Source organism: Rhodohalobacter sp., assembly GCF_041686455.1.
Taxonomy (GTDB): domain Bacteria; phylum Bacteroidota; class Rhodothermia; order Balneolales; family Balneolaceae; genus Rhodohalobacter.
In genome coordinates this window covers 37,511-54,580 of sequence record NZ_JAWLDW010000003.1, presented here as the reverse complement: position 1 = coordinate 54,580, position 17,070 = coordinate 37,511, and the positions used below count along the sequence as shown (strand labels likewise).

The 17,070-nt window shown below is 41.3% G+C and carries 16 protein-coding genes; 5 read left to right on the top strand and 11 right to left on the bottom strand.

Annotated elements, in window-relative coordinates:
• Positions 1–82: 82 nt before the first annotated feature.
• From ACESM0_RS00900 to ACESM0_RS00880, 5 genes are all read right to left on the bottom strand, one after another.
• The gene (locus tag ACESM0_RS00900) at positions 83–2,074 is read right to left on the bottom strand and encodes an LVIVD repeat-containing protein (RefSeq protein ID WP_372902718.1); all 1,992 of its coding nucleotides are present in this window, start codon (positions 2,072–2,074) and stop codon (positions 83–85) included.
• 128 nt (positions 2,075–2,202) lie between these two features.
• The gene (locus ACESM0_RS00895) at positions 2,203–3,021 is read right to left on the bottom strand and encodes a DUF305 domain-containing protein (protein ID WP_372902716.1); all 819 of its coding nucleotides are present in this window, start codon (positions 3,019–3,021) and stop codon (positions 2,203–2,205) included.
• A 188-nt stretch (positions 3,022–3,209) separates the two neighbouring features.
• Positions 3,210–5,132 (bottom strand): ATP-dependent zinc metalloprotease FtsH, encoded by a 1,923-nt coding sequence (gene ftsH / locus ACESM0_RS00890; RefSeq protein WP_410332717.1) that lies wholly within the window; start codon positions 5,130–5,132, stop codon positions 3,210–3,212.
• A gap of 155 nt (positions 5,133–5,287) precedes the next feature.
• Positions 5,288–5,659: a hypothetical protein gene (locus ACESM0_RS00885; RefSeq protein WP_372902714.1), complete on the bottom strand. Its 372-nt coding sequence runs from the start codon at positions 5,657–5,659 to the stop codon at positions 5,288–5,290.
• Between the two features lie 80 nt (positions 5,660–5,739).
• Positions 5,740–5,994: a Smr/MutS family protein gene (locus ACESM0_RS00880; protein WP_372902712.1), complete on the bottom strand. Its 255-nt coding sequence runs from the start codon at positions 5,992–5,994 to the stop codon at positions 5,740–5,742.
• Positions 5,995–6,093: 99 nt separating this feature from the next.
• Here ACESM0_RS00880 and ACESM0_RS00875 point away from each other — a divergent pair, with 99 nt between their 5' ends.
• Both ACESM0_RS00875 and ACESM0_RS00870 read left to right on the top strand, forming a co-directional pair.
• Positions 6,094–6,474 (top strand): DUF3127 domain-containing protein, encoded by a 381-nt coding sequence (locus tag ACESM0_RS00875; RefSeq protein WP_372902710.1) that lies wholly within the window; start codon positions 6,094–6,096, stop codon positions 6,472–6,474.
• Between the two features lie 124 nt (positions 6,475–6,598).
• Positions 6,599–8,077 carry a histidine kinase dimerization/phosphoacceptor domain -containing protein gene (locus ACESM0_RS00870; RefSeq protein WP_372902708.1) on the top strand — a complete coding sequence of 493 codons (1,479 nt, stop codon included), beginning with the start codon at positions 6,599–6,601 and terminating at the stop codon, positions 8,075–8,077.
• A gap of 10 nt (positions 8,078–8,087) precedes the next feature.
• Here the strand turns inward: ACESM0_RS00870 and ACESM0_RS00865 are convergent, their stop codons facing one another.
• Both ACESM0_RS00865 and ACESM0_RS00860 read right to left on the bottom strand, forming a co-directional pair.
• On the bottom strand, positions 8,088–8,513 hold the full coding sequence (locus tag ACESM0_RS00865) for a DUF4296 domain-containing protein (RefSeq protein ID WP_372902706.1): 426 nt from the start codon (positions 8,511–8,513) through the stop codon (positions 8,088–8,090).
• A complete protein-coding gene (locus tag ACESM0_RS00860; protein WP_372902704.1) occupies positions 8,510–9,232 on the bottom strand; it encodes an SDR family oxidoreductase in 723 nt (240 codons plus the stop codon). Before ACESM0_RS00860 ends, ACESM0_RS00865 begins: the two co-directional genes overlap by 4 nt.
• Before the next feature lie 85 nt (positions 9,233–9,317).
• Between ACESM0_RS00860 and ACESM0_RS00855 the strand changes: the two genes are divergently transcribed.
• Entirely contained in the window at positions 9,318–10,058 is a 741-nt protein-coding gene (locus tag ACESM0_RS00855; protein ID WP_372902702.1) for a type III pantothenate kinase, read from the top strand.
• On the opposite strand, the gene udk is transcribed toward ACESM0_RS00855, so the two are convergent.
• Positions 10,055–10,720, bottom strand: a complete 666-nt coding sequence (gene udk, locus ACESM0_RS00850; RefSeq protein WP_372902700.1) for a uridine kinase — start codon at positions 10,718–10,720, stop codon at positions 10,055–10,057. The genes ACESM0_RS00855 and udk overlap by 4 nt on opposite strands.
• Positions 10,671–11,933 (bottom strand): N-acetylmuramoyl-L-alanine amidase, encoded by a 1,263-nt coding sequence (locus tag ACESM0_RS00845; RefSeq protein WP_372902698.1) that lies wholly within the window; start codon positions 11,931–11,933, stop codon positions 10,671–10,673. The genes udk and ACESM0_RS00845 overlap by 50 nt, the downstream gene beginning before the upstream one ends.
• A 174-nt stretch (positions 11,934–12,107) precedes the next feature.
• Between ACESM0_RS00845 and ACESM0_RS00840 the strand changes: the two genes are divergently transcribed.
• Together ACESM0_RS00840 and ACESM0_RS00835 are read left to right on the top strand one after the other, a co-directional pair.
• Complete coding sequence (locus tag ACESM0_RS00840) at positions 12,108–15,146, top strand: ATP-binding protein (protein WP_372902696.1); 3,039 nt, start codon at positions 12,108–12,110, stop codon at positions 15,144–15,146.
• A 71-nt stretch (positions 15,147–15,217) separates the two neighbouring features.
• The gene (locus ACESM0_RS00835) at positions 15,218–16,189 is read left to right on the top strand and encodes a mechanosensitive ion channel family protein (protein WP_372902694.1); all 972 of its coding nucleotides are present in this window, start codon (positions 15,218–15,220) and stop codon (positions 16,187–16,189) included.
• Positions 16,190–16,194: 5 nt separating this feature from the next.
• Here the strand turns inward: ACESM0_RS00835 and ACESM0_RS00830 are convergent, their stop codons facing one another.
• The gene (locus ACESM0_RS00830; RefSeq protein ID WP_372902693.1) at positions 16,195–16,605 is read right to left on the bottom strand and encodes a hypothetical protein; all 411 of its coding nucleotides are present in this window, start codon (positions 16,603–16,605) and stop codon (positions 16,195–16,197) included.
• A 4-nt stretch (positions 16,606–16,609) separates the two neighbouring features.
• Positions 16,610–16,969 (bottom strand): hypothetical protein, encoded by a 360-nt coding sequence (locus ACESM0_RS00825; protein WP_372902691.1) that lies wholly within the window; start codon positions 16,967–16,969, stop codon positions 16,610–16,612.
• Positions 16,970–17,070 lie beyond the last annotated feature (101 nt).

The window sequence follows — 17,070 nt, the reverse complement described above, 5'->3', positions numbered from 1 at the left end:
CGATTGTAATGATCAATAAAAAAACCGGCACTGTGATGAACACAATGCCGGTTTGATAATCATTTAAAATGAGAAAGATTGTTTAAGAAGCAGATCCCAGATCACGAATAATTCGAGCCAGTTCCATAACCTTATCACTGTTGGATGATGAGGCTGCACTGTTAGACACGGAAGTCGCAACTTCATTCAGAAGTCGAGATTTTCCGGAATCGTTACTGTTTTCAGCCTCATTCAGGCCGTTTCGAATCATCTGAATAGTACGCATATTCAACTCACGATTTCTTTCAAGCTGATCAGTATAAGCCCGCGCCAAAGCATAGGTTGTTGGCCACTCGTATTTGGGCTGTCCCTGAGCATTTTTGTATTCAAGTACAACGGTATTGGCTGCATCAATCTCGTTCTGAGTCAGAAATTCACTTGGCGTCAATTCAAATATATCGAGGCCTCGGGCAATTTCTGAATTTACAAGATAGCCATTGTACCAATAAATAGACCAGCTGCCCCCGGTTTCCACTCGCTCGGGGTTAATTGGACCACGATCATGGAATGCGATCTCAACAGGGTTTTTGGGATCAGTGAAATCGAATAGATTAATTCCCCCTTGGTACCAGGACTGAACCATAATATCGCGATCCGGAATAGGAATCATTGACCCGTTGTGGGCTACACAGTTTTCTGCTGATGTTTGTGGAGCCGGCATTTTGAAGTAGCTCTGAAATTCCATAGTTCCATCATCATCGATGGAGTAGATTGCATTTGCTCCCCACTCGTATGGATCAGTTTCTCTACATTTTGGCTGTGTACCGCCACCCCATTCGTCAGTAAAAAGAACGGTAGTTCCGTCATTGTTAAACGTAGCTGAGTGCCAGTAAGAGAAGTTTGAGTCAGCAACTGCATCAATTCGTGTTGGGTTCACGGGATCTGTAATATCCAGTAACAGTCCGTAACCTTCACAAGCACCGCCTGCGAGTCCTACTTCTGGGTAGAGAGTGATATCGTGACATTGGTTCGGCCCAACGTCTTCTCCGCGGCCTCTTGCTGCCAATCGTTCTTCCATAAACTGAGTATAATATGTATCCAGATTTTCACGAAGTGTGGTGCTGTCAGCTTGTGAAGGTTCCCCTTCACCGCCTCGTTCTTCAACAATCTGTTCAAGGAAAACTTCTACAAGTCGGTTATTTACCACACGCGGTGAACCATCATAGTTTGCTACGAACCGCCCTTCTTCACGTGCTCTTTCAATTGCAGCGAGCTCTTCCGGTGCAGGACCGTGAGTTGGAGGAGCTGTCAGGCCTTCAAAAATACGGGGAGAGTTTGCAATCGCCGCCTCTTCAGGATTAGCCAGGGGAACTTTGATCACTTCAATACGGAACAGTGCACTTTCAGGATCTTCATCCGGGAAAGCACTTGAACAACCCGGTAATTCCTCTTCCGGACGTACAGGCGCAGAACCTGAGATGTACACGAAGATGTTCTCATCGTCATTAGGATCTTTCAGCACTGAGTGGGTATGTGAACCACGGCAAGTCTGTACATTGGAAATATACTCTGGATTTTCTATATCACTGATATCAAAAATTCGAATTCCGCGAAGCCTTTCTGAACTAACAGTTTCTCTGACGCCATCGGTACCACAGTCTAATCGACCGCCTAGTCCTTCACCTGAAACAAAAAGCAGGTTTTCGTAAATAGAAACGTCACTTTGAGAAGCGGGGCATAAGAAATCAACCACAACTTCCGGATTTTCAGGGTTGGTCATATCCCATACAATGAAACCGTTATAATTCCCCTGGATGATATAGTTATCTTTAAAGGCTAAATCTGTTGCCCAGGATCCCAGAAAATCTTCTGGCGGGGGTGTAGCAGAAAGCAGGTTTAAATTCCAGATGGCTTCTTCGTAATCAAAAAGGCCATCGTCGAGGCCAACACGCGGATCAGGATCCGGTTGTTCTATTTCGGTTATTGGAGACAGGGTAGGCTGAACATTTTGTTCAGGCATGTCGGAGGATGCACAGCTATACACAGCCAATAAAGAGGCAAATGCAAGTACCATCCCGGGTAGTAATCGTTTCATACTTGAAGGATTGTTTGTTTGGGTTTTTAAGAGATCGATTTGGAAAATAGAGAGCAGCTAACCTATTCCTGACCTACAGCATAATAGTTTTTTAGCACAATGAAGAGCTTAACAGGGGGCAGTAGCGTTTAGTCGATATTTTCCAGCATTAATTTCATTCTTTCAATTTCTGTAACCTGCTCAGCATTGATACCTGAGGCAAGTTCAAAAGACGCCGTATCGGAAGCTGCACCGTCTGCGGCAAAAAGTTCTTCAACCATAATAACGGCGCCATTGTGGTGTTCAATCATATAGGTTAGAAAAAGGCGATCAAATTCTTTACCACGGGCTGCCGCAAGATTTTCAAGCTGTTGCTGAGTAAGCATACCCGGCATACCACTGTGATCGTGCATCATGTCTGACCCGTGCTCCATATTGTGTTCCATATCATGATTCATTTCCGAATCCATATCGTGGTCGCCGTGCTCGCTATGATCGCCCTCCGATTCGGGCTGTTCCATTTCAATTGTCATGTTGATACCATCGATATGAACAATGGGGACCGATTGTCCTCTGTCGCGCAGCCATCGCTGCATGAAGGCAATTTCATCAGACTGGGCATTGATGATGCGGCTTGCAAGTACTTGTACTGATCGGCTGGCTCCATTCTCCGGTGCCAGTCGAGACATAATCAGAGCCTGTGAGTGGTGGCCGATCATACCGACCATAAAGTCTATATCAGCCTGGTTAAAATTCATTCGGGACTGCTCAATACGGTCCCAATAAATTTCTTCCATTTCTGCGTGGTTTTGTCTCTGTGTTTCTATAGCCTGGCCCTGAGAAGTCTGCTGCTGTGTGGCCGGTTCGGAGGCTTGCTGTGTCGTTGAACATCCAACAAATAGGAAAAAGAGTATTGCTGCTATACTAAAAAAGGGAATAAAAAATCGGTTCGAAATCATTACTAACATGCACTCAGTTCAGATAAAATTCAATGATTCTGAACGTTACATCATATTTTTAAGTAATCAAAAACGAATTGAAGTGAAAAAGTGTAAAAAATTACCAGTTATACGAATATTGTTCATTCACAACCATGTTTATAAAACAGAGTTGTGAATGAACGGAGAATCAATAATCAGCCGAACCGGTACAGAAATTAATTCTCCTCATCTTCTTCGTTATTTTTGCCCATCAGGGATAAAACTTCTTCACCGGAAACTTCTTCTTTTTCGATGAGAAGATCCGCCAGTTTGTCAAATGCTTCCCTGTTCTCTTTCAGGATATCAATAGCTCTGTCATAGGCTTCCCGAGATATAGCCTGAACTTCCTGATCAATTTCCCTGGCGGTTGAATCGCTGTAACTTTTTTGACGGGTCATATCCCGGCCTAGGAATACATCCTCTTCCTCGCTGCCAAATGCTAGATGACCAAATTTTTCACTCATTCCCCACTCTACAACCATTTTGCGGGAGAGTTTAGCTACGCGCATCAGGTCGTTCTGAGCACCACTTGTGGCAGTGTTAAAAATAAGCTGTTCGGCTGCCCGGCCTCCCATAATCACGGCCATTCTGTCCAGCAGGTATTCTTTGTTGTAGAGATACTTTTCTTTATCGGGCAGTTGCATGGTTATACCCATCGCTTTGCCTCTTGGGATAACAGACACTTTATGTAGAGGGTCACTATTGGGCAGCGCTGCGGCTACAATCGCATGGCCTGCTTCGTGGTATGCCAGAATTTTTTTCTCTTCATCATCTATTTGCATCCCTTCTCTCTCAAGTCCCATCATAATTTTATCACGCGCATTCTCAATGTCTTCCATGATGATTTTTTTGCGCTTATTTCTTCCGGCGTAAAGTGAAGCTTCATTGAGCAGATTTTCCAAATCGGCACCGCTAAAGCCCGGCGTACTGCTGGCAATTTTCTTAAGATCAACACTCTCATCAATGGATTTATTTCGGGCATGAATTTTCAGAATCTCATACCTTGAATTCTGAGATGGGAGGTCAACACTGATCTGCCGATCGAATCGACCCGGTCGCAAAAGAGCTTTATCCAGAATGTCAGGTCTGTTCGTAGCAGCCATCACAATTACATTTTCACTCGGTTCAAAACCGTCCAACTCTGCCAGAAGCTGATTTAGTGTCTGTTCTCTTTCGTCATGTCCACCACCCAGACCGGCGCCTCTTTTTCGTCCTATGGAGTCGATCTCATCAATGAAGATAATAGCCGGAGATTTCTCCTTTGCCTCCTTAAACATTTCGCGTACTCGTTTGGCGCCCACACCTACAAACATTTCCATAAAATCGGATCCCGTGATGGTGTAAAATGGAACATTTGCTTCGCCGGCAACTGCTCTGGCCAGAAGTGTTTTACCTGTACCCGGAGGCCCCATCAAAAGAACACCTTTGGGTAATTTTGCACCAATTTCTTCGAACCGGCTTGGATCTTTCAGAAACTCGATAATTTCGCGAAGTTCGGTTTTGGCTCCATCCATTCCGGCAATGTCATCGAATGTGGTTTTGTCCTTACCGGGTTCCTGAAGCTTCGCCTGGCTTTTGCCGATGTTAAACATTCCTCGTCCTTGCATTTGCATTCTGCGGTAGAAGATATATCCGAAAATGAGCAGAAAGAAGAGAGGCATGGAGAAAATCATGAAGTACCACCAGAAGCCATCCGATTCAGACTCTGCTGAGATTACTACATCCTTATCCTCGAGCATGTCGGTTAACCGGTCGTCTCCAAAAGAGGGAATCACCGTGATAAAATTTTTATAGTTTGTAGTATCAGTATCGGTAATTTGAAGTTGCTGCTCGGTACGGAAGGTTCCGTCAATACGATCTCCCTGGATGTGGACACGTTCTACATTATCGTTTCTAAGCTGCTCTTTAAACGTACTGTATTCAATTTCGGGCTGCGTGCCGAAAAATGCATTGCCGTCTGTAAGTATCCAGTAACCGAGTACAACAAATACGATGAGGTAGAACCAGTAGATAAAACCGGTTGGACGCTGAGCCTTATTGGGCCCTTTTTTGGGGTTTTCGTCCGAATTTTTATTTGATGGGTTAGATTTATTTTTCAAATCTGTGAATTTCTTTTTGGTTGAATGACAAATAGAGTGGTTTCTGTAAGCTACTATAACTTAGATAAAATAGGTTTTTATAAATTCGTTCGCGAATAGAATGATCTTAATAGCTGATTCGATGAACTCGATGAATAAACTATGGAGCTGGGCTGTTAAAATCGATCAACAATGTCGTCTACAATAGATCGATTCCTTACTGCACTGACAATGGATGCTCCCAGAATCAAAATATGGATGACAGGCGTAAGCCAGCTAAAACTGATTCCAAAATAGCCCATGCCTAATCCAAACATGTAGTTAAGCACAAAAGAGATCAGATAATAGAATATATAAAGGACGCCAAACGTGGTAAAAAATATCATAATCCTGTCCCCATATTTCCCGGTATGCTTTTCCCGGATTTCCTGTTGACGGATCTTCTGTTCTCCGGTTTTAAGCTCACGTTTTAATCTGTTTAGCTCTTCTCTCTTTTTAAGCTCAAGACGTCGCTTTTTTGCTAATTTTAATCGCTCTTTTTCATCCATTTATCAGTACATATTTTGAAGGTCATCTCTGCAATGATGAAAAACTACAAAAACATGAGGTCATAATAATTTTAGGTTAGCTAAAATTTGAAATAGACGAAAAGCCTGCCATGGTTTTTGCTGTCTTTATCAATGCGATGATATTTCTGTTTGATATGTTTTTGATCCAGAAACTTTAGCACCCTTTTCTTTAATTGTCCCGATCCTTTTCCGGGTATGATTTCTACAGTTTTAATTTTCTTTTGGATGGCTTCATCTATGATATTTTCCAGTTCCCTGTCAATTTGATCCCCTTTGTTATAAATGTCGTGCAGGTCGAGTTTCAATTTTGCCATAAAGCCGGATTAAATGAGTATTTATTTATGAAACATATTCCGAAGTTCTGAAATTCACAAAAATCACGTTATTTTAACAACAAATCTCATTAGAATGAGATGAAAGTTAATTCAAACAGCAGCAATATTATGGATCTGCATATCACAGGTAAAGTCATCAAGATATTAGAAGAAAAATCGGGTAAGGGAAAGAACGGACCCTGGAGGAAACGCGATTTTATTCTCGAAACGGAGGGAGATTATCCGCGCAAAATCTGCATCACGCAGTGGGGAGATCAAATTGATAAAAACTCTGTAACGAAGGATGAGACTGTAACGGCATTCATAGATATTCAAAGCAGAGAATACAAGGAGAATTGGTATACCGATGTAAAAGCCTGGAAGATCGAGAAAGGCGCTCCAGCAAAAGGAGAAGGAGCATCAGACGAAGTAGTGATAGATTTTGGAACCGACAGTGATGATGAAAGAGCCCCCTTTTAGAGAATAATTATCCGCATTTTCTAATTTATCACTACTCTGTTTGAGCCTGTTAAATTTTTCGTTGTTGCGCAAATAATAGCGTATTTTATTTGTGATAAAATTATCTACAAGTCGAGGGTAACCATTGCAAAAGATTTCTAAAAAAGGATTAGTATCAGCTTTATCCATTACACTTGGGCTGTTATTGATCTTCTACTTTGGGTGGAGGTCTGATCAGAATCAAATCAAGGATGCGAGAACACAAACTGTAGAATCAACAGCAAGTCTACTCTCAGAACTTATTGAAGAAACGGTTAATGAGAATCTTCTGCTGCTTGCCAATCATAAATCAAGAGTGGAGTTTACGAATGGTCAGTATTTCGAAAACTTTGAGTTCGAAACAAACCTTCTTTTAAATGTGAAACCGGCATTTACCTTTTTTGAATGGATTGATCAGGATGGAGTAATCCAATTGATTGAACCCTACGAAGGGAATCGGGAAGCGGTAGGTCTCAACATCCTCGAACTTGATTACCGTCGCGATGACTGGATGGAGATGAAAAAGGATTCATCCATTAATATGACTCCCTGGAGCGATCTGGTTCAAAGCGGAAGTGCCTTTTTGATTGATGCCCCTATCTACTACAATAATGAATTTAAAGGGTCTTTAACGGTGGGAATGGATTTTACCGATGATTTTGATGATATCATGGCTGGACGAGACATGTTCAGTGTAGAAATCCGTGATGAAAACGACCGGGTATTCTATGAATATTCGAAGAATAGCTCGCCGGGAGATGAGCAATTCAAGAGTACTCAAAAATTAAATTTCATTAGCGGATCATCGAATAAATGGTCGCTTACACTAAGTTTGGATGAGGATTATTTTTCTTCCGGTATTCTGTCTTCAGGGCAGATCAGTCTGTTTTTCCGAATGCTGATCGCACTGCTGTTTGGTAGCGCGATCTACTTTATGATTGCGGCTTATCGGGCAAATAAGCAAAATATAGAATCTCTAAAAGAGAAGGAAGTGTTGATCTCAGAAATTCATCACCGGGTTAAAAACAACCTGGCGGTTATTTCCAGCCTGATTGATCTGCAAAGGCTTGAAACAAATGATGAGTATGTTATAGACATTTTACAGAAGACACAAAACCGAATTCACTCTATTGCAGGCGTACACGAACTTCTCTACAATTCTGATGACCTTTCAAGTATTCCATTTCGGCAATATTTAAGCAACTTGATTAACAGGCACCTGGACGTCTATGTGGAAGACAAAAAGAATATCGATGTAAAAATAGACAGTTCCGTTGAAACATTAAGTATTAATCAGGCGCTGCCGCTTGGAGTTTTATTTAGTGAATTGGTCACGAATTCTTTTAAACATGCATTTAAAGATAAAAACGAGGGAGAGATTCTTTTAAAAGTCAGATCTGATGAAGAGTATGTTCATGTCCAGTATTCTGATAACGGTCCGGGATTTAAAAAAGAAGACTTTGAAAAAGGTAAGGGACTCGGTATCACGATAATCAAAGCACTGATAGGTCAGTTACACGCTGACTATGAGCTTGCTTCAGAACATGGGTTTAATCTGAAATTCAGTTTCAAGCGAAATTCCTGATAATCTACGGTTAGAGGGAGTCTGGATCTGTATCTGAATTTCTGGCTCTGCTTCGAATTTGTTCACGAATTTCATCCGGACCAAGCTTGATTTCGTCTTTATGCCTTCGCTCTGCTGCCTGAATTGAATCGCGTTCTGTTTTGAGGCGATCCTGTATATCTTTCACTCTTTCCATCTGGGCATCTATATCGGACTCATAAATCTCATGTGATCTGCTGAACTTATCCTCCTCAACACCGTAACTCTGAAAGATTTCTTGCCGCAGTTCATCTTTATCCCGCTCCCCCAAAACTTCCTGATCCATTTGGTTGAGAATTGCGAGCTCTGTCATGATGGTTTTATACAACTCCTCTTCAACCAATTCCGGTTCCTTCTCACAGGCATAAAATGTGAGAGGAAATAGCAATATCAGAGCAAAAATTAAGTAATTCTTCACGCTTTTCGATCCGGTTTTTTAGGGTTTAACGGTCGCATGGTCACTTCATTAATAAGCAGATTGTCGGGTGTTTCAATCAGATGTATTAATGTATCTGCAACGTCACCGGGCTGCATCATATTTGAATGAGTTTCGCTGCCTACATTTTCAAAAAAGTCTGTGGCAATAGACCCCGGAAACATAGCTGAGACTTTGATCTTATCGTATCGAAGTTCCTTAAACAGAGCCTCGCTGAAGCCTCTTACACCGAATTTTGTTGCGTTGTAGCCGGAAATTTGTGGATTTCCCAGTAGTCCAGCAACAGATGCAATATTAAGGATATGGCAGTGCTCCGGATTATCTTTCATAAGCGGAACAATAAGACGGGTCAGATAGAAAATACCGCTTAAATTAGTATTGACCATGGTATCCCAATCTTCTACGGACAGATCGTCTACATTGCCAAACTTGGCAAGCCCGGCATTATTGACGAGTATATCGGGAAGATGGTTTTCTGAAAATTGATCTGTTACCCACTTCTCAAGGTCTTTATGTTTTGTTACATCCATTTGAACGGGTATAAAACGTTCACCTAGCTTAGACTGTATCTCTTTGAGTTTATTCAATCGGCGTGCAAGACCGTATACGGTAGCTCCTTTTTCAATCAATTTATGAGCAAATGCGGTGCCAATTCCGCTGCTGGCGCCTGTAACGATGGCAACTTTATTTTTTAATTCCATTAGATAGGATCAAATTTTCGTTAAATTAGTTGTTTGACAATATAAAACATGAAAAGCAGCAATCATTCCAAATTGATAAGAAAAAATGTCAATTTTATATCTCGATATCGGTAACTCCCACATAAAATTAGCCCAAAAAAAGGGAATTGAGTGGGAGATCATCTACAAGGCGTCAAACGGATCTGCAGACAGCATCTCTGAGGTGATTAAAGAATATCCTGGTACAGAATTGATTGTAATAAGTTCTGTGCGTAAAGATGTTCTGAATAACTTACTACAGGCTCTTCATTTTGTGGATATAAATGTTCTGACCAACACACTTATCGATCGGGTCAATCTGGATTATAAATCTCCCGAAACGTTAGGTATGGACCGGTTTTTGACCTGTTATGGTGCATTATCAGCCACAGATAACGATGTAATTTGTATCGATGCGGGGACAGCCTGCACGGTTGACTGGATGACGAACGAAGGAGTTTACAGGGGAGGAGTGATCATGCCTGGTTTAAAGCTTTTCCATAAGGCAATTGATAATGAATTTCCGGAACTGCCTTCAGTAGAGTATCGCACACCCGGTAACTGGCCGGGGAAAACCACAAAAGAGAGTGTTCAATGGGGTACAGGAGGATCTTTTGTCTTGGCCATTGAAGGATTTATCCGAAAATACCTGGAGCACACGGATTCCGAAACCGATCTTTTCATAACCGGGGGAGATTCACTCTATCTAATGGAAAATTTAGAAACTTCTCTAAAAGTGCATCACAGGCCACACCTGATATTTGACGGGATGGAGATGTTTTTGAATGAATTGAAGCATAACGGTTAAGAAGAGAGTTTTCCTTCAATTAACGCGGTAACCATTTCCAATGCGACCAGATTTTCTCCACCTCTGGGTATGATAATATCCGCATATCGTTTACTTGGTTCAACGAATTCGAGATGCATGGGGCGTACATATTTTTCATACTGATTGAGAACGCCATTCAAGTCCCGGCCACGATCGTTGATATCCCTCTGCAGTCTTCTCAGTAGCCGGACATCACCATCGGTATCCACAAAAAGTTTGATGTCCATAAGTTTTCTGAGTTTTGGTTCACTGAAAATCAAAATACCGTCTACCAGAATTATGCGGTGAGGTAGAGCAGATATAGAATCATCCGATCGGGTGTGTTCTACAAAATCATAAACCGGAATATCTACCGGATAACCACTTCTTAGGGCGTCGAGATGGCGGATCATCAATTCTGTTTCGAGGGAGGAGGGATGATCAAAATTTTGCTTAGTTCTCTCTTCGAATGGTAAATGGCTTAAATCCCTGTAGTAGGAGTCGTGTTGTATAAGAAGAACTCTGTCGGGCCCAATAGAATCAATAATTTTACTTACAACGGTTGTTTTCCCCGAACCGCTGCCGCCGGCAACCCCAATAATTAATGGATTATCATTCGTTGCTTGCTTGCCGTTCTCCATTTGCTTTGATGCTTCTATCATATTCTAATTTAAAATCCCGTATTGCCCTGAAAATTGCAGAAGCCATAATGGTCTGGCCATAGTCACTATTTAAAAATCTTGCCTCAGAAGGATTAGATAGGAAACCAAGTTCAATTAGAACAGCCGGAGTGGAGGCGTGCCACAATGCTTCGAGACCTGCCTGTTTTACACCGCGAGACCTGCGCTGTGCACGATTTTTAAATTGATCTTCAACCATGGAGGCGATGCGTTCACTAATGGCTAAATTACCGGTATTGGTAAGCTCATAAACCAGCAGTTCCTCTTCACTGAGATCGAGTGAGCCGGGGCCATTTTCCAGATCAACCACACTGTTTTCTCGTTTCATAACTTCCAGTGCAGATTTGCTTCGCGCCAATCCAAGAAAAAACGTCTCTGTACCGTGAGCAGAAGGGGAGTTTACTACTGAATTCACGTGTATGGAAACAAAAAGGTCACCTTTATTTCTTGTTGCAGTCAATCCACGTTCACTCAGCGGCACAAATGTATCATCCGTTCTTGTGTAGACCACTTCCATTTCTGGTATGTGCTCTCTTATGTATTCGCCCACCTTTAAGGTCACAGCAAGAGCGATGTCTTTTTCATAGAGCCTCTTGGATCTGTTTTGAGTGCCCGGGTCGTGCCCTCCATGACCCGCATCCAGAATAATTACATTAAATTCCTGATTGTCTCTAATCCGAAGAAATGAGTTGTCTGCTTCTTCATCATCTTCAAATCCGTGAAGGTCTGCGATATAACTCGTAAAGTCGATTTCAGATGAATTAGCCGTAATTTCATCTATTTCAGATGAGGAAATAGTCTCCATTGCCAACAGCAAGTCATTGCCATTCTGATCGGGATAGGCTTTGGTTTTGAAATAACTTTCCGCACGTAGAGAAATTTCAACGCCCATTCCGTCATCAACCGGATAAAGATCAAAATGATTGAACGTATTGGTTTCCGGAGGATACTGAAAATTCAGGGTGTCGAGATCCTGGGCAAATAAAAGCATCTGAATTCTATCGGAAGATGGCTGTTCAACTTTCACGGAATCAACCATATCGGAGAGGTGATTGCGAACAACAAAACCTTTACCGTCACTTCGCTCAGAGATAGATATCCTGTTAAGCTCAGTCTGAGCAATAAGTGATTCGGCCGGTATGAGCAGCAAAATCGAACTACAAAGTAAGAGAAGGGCAAGAAATTTACTCTTCATTTGACTAAAACATTCATTATTCAGAGCAGCCTGTTTGATGATTTTTTAAATGTAAACAAATTTTTGTGTTAAGTATAATAAATGCAACTAATGAGTAGAGTTACATCCAATTATTTTTAAAAATTTGTCTATGTTACATCAAACGGGCTGTACAATCTTTCAGTATACTCAAAAATGAATAAAAACTATCCATCAGTAACAGATCATCTAGAAAAGCAGATTGATGAGAGTTTTGATAAGGCTTATTCCAACTTAAAATCAGATTTCAGAAACGAACTTTTAGGTTGGTTTCAGAAAACCTACAAAGAGATTTTAGGAATTAAGAAAGAGGATGATCTACGCAAAAAGCGTGTGATTGATACTTTGAACAAAAATATCTCTGATCTATGGCATGTTGTAGAGAGATATGATGAAAATCTGTGGTCCGAAAAATGGAAAGAACTAGTTGATGAAATAACAGCACCGCTGCCGGAAACAGTGGTAGAGTATCAGTCTGAAGAGCGTTTCATGGAACAGGAGGAAGACTCCTACAAACTGAAGCTTCAAAAAAAGATCAAGCGACTGGCCAGAACGGTCAGTATGACATTTAAGAATGATAAGAAAGGCTGGAAACAAGTAATTCAGCTTAAAAAAAGTACAAAACTTGAGCTTGCAGGTTTATCGGAATTACCGGAAGAGCTGATGGGTGAGGAGTTTGAACTCCTGAGCCGGGCCATTGGTAAGCTGTTAGAACAAGAACCGGTTAAAGAACAGCCTTCCGAGGCTGAGACAGATGAGAGTTCAGAGAATGGAGAAGGTGGTGAGTCGTCTGCTGATAAGCCGGAGCCGAAAAAGAATGAGTCTGAGAATATAGAAAAAAGCGCTAAAAACGGTTATAGGGTTCAGGTTATTGATGAAATTGAGTCTCATTTGCAGGACGCTATTCAAATTCTGAAAAATGTAGACACCGACTCTTTTGTCTCAGATAGAGTTTTTAATGAGTGTTATCAAGCGGCTGTGAGAAGCGGTACTGTAGAAGATGAAAGGAAATTACTGGAAGAAGATCAGTTAGATGGGAAGTTGTCTGCAAAAGAGCTTCTTCTGAACAAAAGACAAAAAGAGTGGCAAACTTTTATAAAGTCTCAATATTCAGACTTTGCGATTCAGATCGAAATTGCAAGATTTTCCTTTCTTGCCGAAAGAGCACGGGAAGAGATCCTGGGATTTACCCATCGGTTTTTCAGGGATTATGGGTATTTGCCATTAGAGAATACCGTTACAAGGATTAAAGAGATATCGGAAGTATTAAAAAATCAAAAAGCTGATAAGCTTCCTGCTAAACTTGTGCAAGAGCTCAGAGCTGAGATTTCTGAAAAATTATCGTATGAACTTTTGGAAACGATAGGAAACCAAGAGAGCCAGCAGCATTTGATCAATCAGATTCAGAAAACAATTACAGATCTCCAGCTTGGGTTTTACAACTTTACTGAGACATTTACACTCGCAGAGAAAAGATCGATTGTCGAGGGTAGGCCTCAGGTAAAAACCGACAGTGTAAAATGGAAAAAACTTGCTACACGATATGTGCAGGAGAATGCGCTGCGGGAAATGGACCCCGAAAAATGGGAGTGGGTAACCTTTTTTAAGGAACTCTCATCTGAGGCAGAAGAGATTATGCAGGTAGTGGATGTAAACCTGCTATCCGCAAAAGAGTCTGAAAAGGAGAAAGATGAAGAAGAGTCTGTACTGGAAATTGCGATTTCCGGGACAGATCGGGCCGTGAGCCAACTTGAAGCGGCTATAAAGCGTGTACGTGAGCGTCAAAACTCATATGAGAAAATCGTTAAAGAAGAGTTTCCCAAGAGTATTGAATCTCTAGCCGAGAGTATGCTTTCAAGGTCATACGATGATCTGGAGATGCAGGATAAAGCGCTTCAGGTAAAAGCCAAAGCCTATAACTGGCGGGAAAGGTTCCTAAAGAACTACTACAAATCCCTGGAAAAATTTGAGCTGTTCAGGCGCTTTTTTGTGAAAAAGTTTAAGGAGCTTAAAAGTATATTAAGCCGGTTTCTGGGTTTTAAAGACGAGGGGTCAGTAAGCACAACTGAAAAACGTAATCTAGCGGAGTACCTGGCAAAGGTTAATGTTCATCATAAATTTCCATTCGTTTATAAGCGTATGTTTAGTTATGAATTTGAGATTGATGAACGCTTTTATATCCAGCCGCAGGGATTGTTTACGTATTTCGAGCAGTCCCTTGAGGATTGGAACCTAAATATCGATACCAACTTTTTAATTGTCGGAGAACGTGGCAGCGGAAAAACACTGGCTCTTAAATTTATCGGTCAGCGATTTATTGAGGATCAAAAAACTATCACTGTCAACTTTATGAACACAATTCATAGAGAGAAAGATCTTGTTGATACGATTTGTAAAGCATTTGGATATGAAGGTATTGAAACCCTTGATGAGCTCATTAAAAAGATTCAAAATAGAAGAACCCGAACTATTTTGATTGTGGAGAATATCCACAACATTTTTGTTCGAAATATACATGGCTTTGAGGCCATTGAGAGTTTTTGGGTGTTGATGGCCTCCACGAGAGATAAGTTGTTTTGGGTTGTAACCTGTTCAGCGTTTGCATGGAAGTTTTATGAGAAGATGTTCGGTGCAGATCAATATTTTTCCCATATCGTACGTACTGATAATCTGGACCGTGAGATGCTTGAAAAATCTATACTAACCCGTCATAAGGCCACAGGGTACGAATTAACCTTTGAGCCGGGCACAGCTACGCAAAAGAGCAGAGCATTTAAAAAAATCATGTCTGATGAATTAGAAAAGCAGGAGTATTTGCACGAGCAGTATTTTAATCGATTGAATCAAATAGCGGAAGGAAATTTATCTATTGCCATGAATTTCTGGCTGCAGTCGATTAAAGAGTTTGACGACAGATCGGTTAAACAGTTACCCACTGAAGTTGCTGATCTGGATAAACTTGAGGTACCGTCCCGGGATGTTCTTTTCACACTGGCTGCATTGGTTCTGCATGAAAATTTAACCGAAGCACAACTTTCCATGGCGCTTCATCAGGATGAAGCTGAGAGCCGGTTGATGCTGGCAAGGCTAAAGAGTAAGGGAATTGTACAGATCAGTGATGAGGGATATAAACTGAATCATCTTATTTACAGGCAGGTTGTGAGATTGCTCAAACGCAGAAATATTATTCATTGAGGGGGGATCAGGCCATGAAGTATAAATGCATATATCAACTCTTCAGAATTGGAATCAGTATAATCTTATTAATGATTTCAGCTGAGCTTTTTCACGCAGAAACGGTTCGTGCAAATAGTGCTGAACCCTTTTTAGCTGACGAATGGGTAATGGATGAAGTGGCTGACCAGCAGCAAAGTACAGCGGAAGAGGACAATCAGTCCGGTGAAGAAATAGCTAAAGAGAACAGTGAAATCGCTAAAATTCGTGAGTTAATTTCACTTAGCAAGGTTTTTTACATCATTGTTATACTTGTTCTTACCTATTTCATTAACAAGTATCTAACACTGATTCTGGACAACCTTTCTGAGAAGGCAACAAACTACAGACTATTTATTAAACGCCTTGCACCGATTAGCCGCATAGTGATCTGGTCTTTTGCGATCTATATTGTGATTGCAGGCGTGATCGCTCCTCCATTTGAGACGATAGTTGCCATTGGTGCATCGGTTGGTATTGCCGTAGGTTTTGCATCTCAGGATATTTTGAAGAATATTTTTGGAGGAATAATCATCATACTGGACCGACCGTTTCAGGTAGGAGATAAGATCGAAGTTGGTCAGCACTATGGAGAAGTATTAAATATTGGCCTTAGATCTTGCCGGATTGTTACACCCGATGACTCGGTTGTATCTATTCCGAATGCTGAACTGATGAATACTGCCGTTTCTAATTCAAACTCAAGTGCACTGGACTGTCAAGTGGTTGCGGAAATTTACCTACCGGCAGCGGTAGATATTCAAAAGGTAAAGCAGATTGCTTTCAAAGCTGTCTATGCTTCATCCTACACTTATTTAAATAAACCGGTGGCTGTAATTGTGCTTAACGAAATGGAGAATAGGCACTTTCTTTATAAGCTTAGAGTAAAAGCTTATGTGGTAGATATTCGGTTTGAATTTTTCTACAAAAGTGATCTCACAGAGATGATTGTGGACGAGTGCAATAAACTTGGAATGGTTCCGGCATCAACTGCAGATATAGCTGTAGCAAAAACAGAAGATTAAAGAAGCTACGTATTGTCCCGAACCTCGCCCGGATTCCACGCATAACGTCCTTCACCGATGCATTTTCCATCTTGAAGTTGCAGGGTAGGTTCTGTAGCAAAATCTGCGGTAGAGAATGTGTCTGTCTCTTCATTTCTTGCAGCATCCAGTTTATTGTAGTCACTTACTAAATCTTCCAGCTCTCCACGGTCAGTATCTTTTGATGAATAAACCAGGTATCCCCAGGGGCCGCCTGCGGGCTTTACGCCAATTGGCATAATAGCACACTGTTCGATGGAGTCAGCTTCAGCATTCCCGATGAGTTCATCAATTTCATCGGCAACTTGTTCGATTGTTTTATCCTGTTCTACTGCGGCACAGGAGAATAGAAATAAGGTTGTGCTGACCAAAATTAAAGTAAGTGTAGAAAAATCCATTTTACTAGTTGTTGAGATTATGTCGTTCAATTATATCACCGGCATTCCACGCATACCCTTCACCGTGGCAACTTCCATTTTCGAGTGTAAGAGTTGGTTCCGTGGCATAATCGCAAGTAGAACCGTAACCTTCTTCTTTCATTCTGATCTCATCCAGTTCATTATATCTTTCTACGAGTAATTTCAGTTTTTCAGGATCACTCTCCTCCTCCGAATAGACCAGATATCCCCAGGGACCGCCACAGGGTTTTGCACCGATTGCAACTACACTGCAGCTGCTAAGTGATTCCGCACGGGCATTTCCCACTTCCTGATCAATTAATTGTGCTACTTCATCAATAGACAGATCTTCAAAATTGTCCATAGATAACTCTTCACAGGATGTACTAAAGATAAAAAAGATCGTAAGAATAAAGTATATCGTAATGTTTGACAGTACTTTCATAGGCCGGAACTGATTAGGAG

Excerpts from the sequence above, each read along its gene's own strand:
- ACESM0_RS00900 (WP_372902718.1), bottom strand. The coding sequence starts at position 2,074 with ATGAAACGATTACTACCCGGGATGGTACTTGCATTTGCCTCTTTATTG.
- ACESM0_RS00895 (WP_372902716.1), bottom strand. The coding sequence starts at position 3,021 with ATGTTAGTAATGATTTCGAACCGATTTTTTATTCCCTTTTTTAGTATA.
- ACESM0_RS00885 (WP_372902714.1), bottom strand. The coding sequence starts at position 5,659 with ATGGATGAAAAAGAGCGATTAAAATTAGCAAAAAAGCGACGTCTTGAG.
- ACESM0_RS00880 (WP_372902712.1), bottom strand. The coding sequence starts at position 5,994 with ATGGCAAAATTGAAACTCGACCTGCACGACATTTATAACAAAGGGGAT.
- ACESM0_RS00875 (WP_372902710.1), top strand. The coding sequence starts at position 6,094 with ATGAAAGTTAATTCAAACAGCAGCAATATTATGGATCTGCATATCACA.
- ACESM0_RS00860 (WP_372902704.1), bottom strand. The coding sequence starts at position 9,232 with ATGGAATTAAAAAATAAAGTTGCCATCGTTACAGGCGCCAGCAGCGGA.
- ACESM0_RS00855 (WP_372902702.1), top strand. The coding sequence starts at position 9,318 with ATGTCAATTTTATATCTCGATATCGGTAACTCCCACATAAAATTAGCC.
- udk (WP_372902700.1), bottom strand. The coding sequence starts at position 10,720 with ATGATAGAAGCATCAAAGCAAATGGAGAACGGCAAGCAAGCAACGAAT.
- ACESM0_RS00845 (WP_372902698.1), bottom strand. The coding sequence starts at position 11,933 with ATGAAGAGTAAATTTCTTGCCCTTCTCTTACTTTGTAGTTCGATTTTG.
- ACESM0_RS00840 (WP_372902696.1), top strand. The coding sequence starts at position 12,108 with ATGAATAAAAACTATCCATCAGTAACAGATCATCTAGAAAAGCAGATT.
- ACESM0_RS00835 (WP_372902694.1), top strand. The coding sequence starts at position 15,218 with ATGATTTCAGCTGAGCTTTTTCACGCAGAAACGGTTCGTGCAAATAGT.
- ACESM0_RS00830 (WP_372902693.1), bottom strand. The coding sequence starts at position 16,605 with ATGGATTTTTCTACACTTACTTTAATTTTGGTCAGCACAACCTTATTT.
- ACESM0_RS00825 (WP_372902691.1), bottom strand. The coding sequence starts at position 16,969 with ATGGACAATTTTGAAGATCTGTCTATTGATGAAGTAGCACAATTAATT.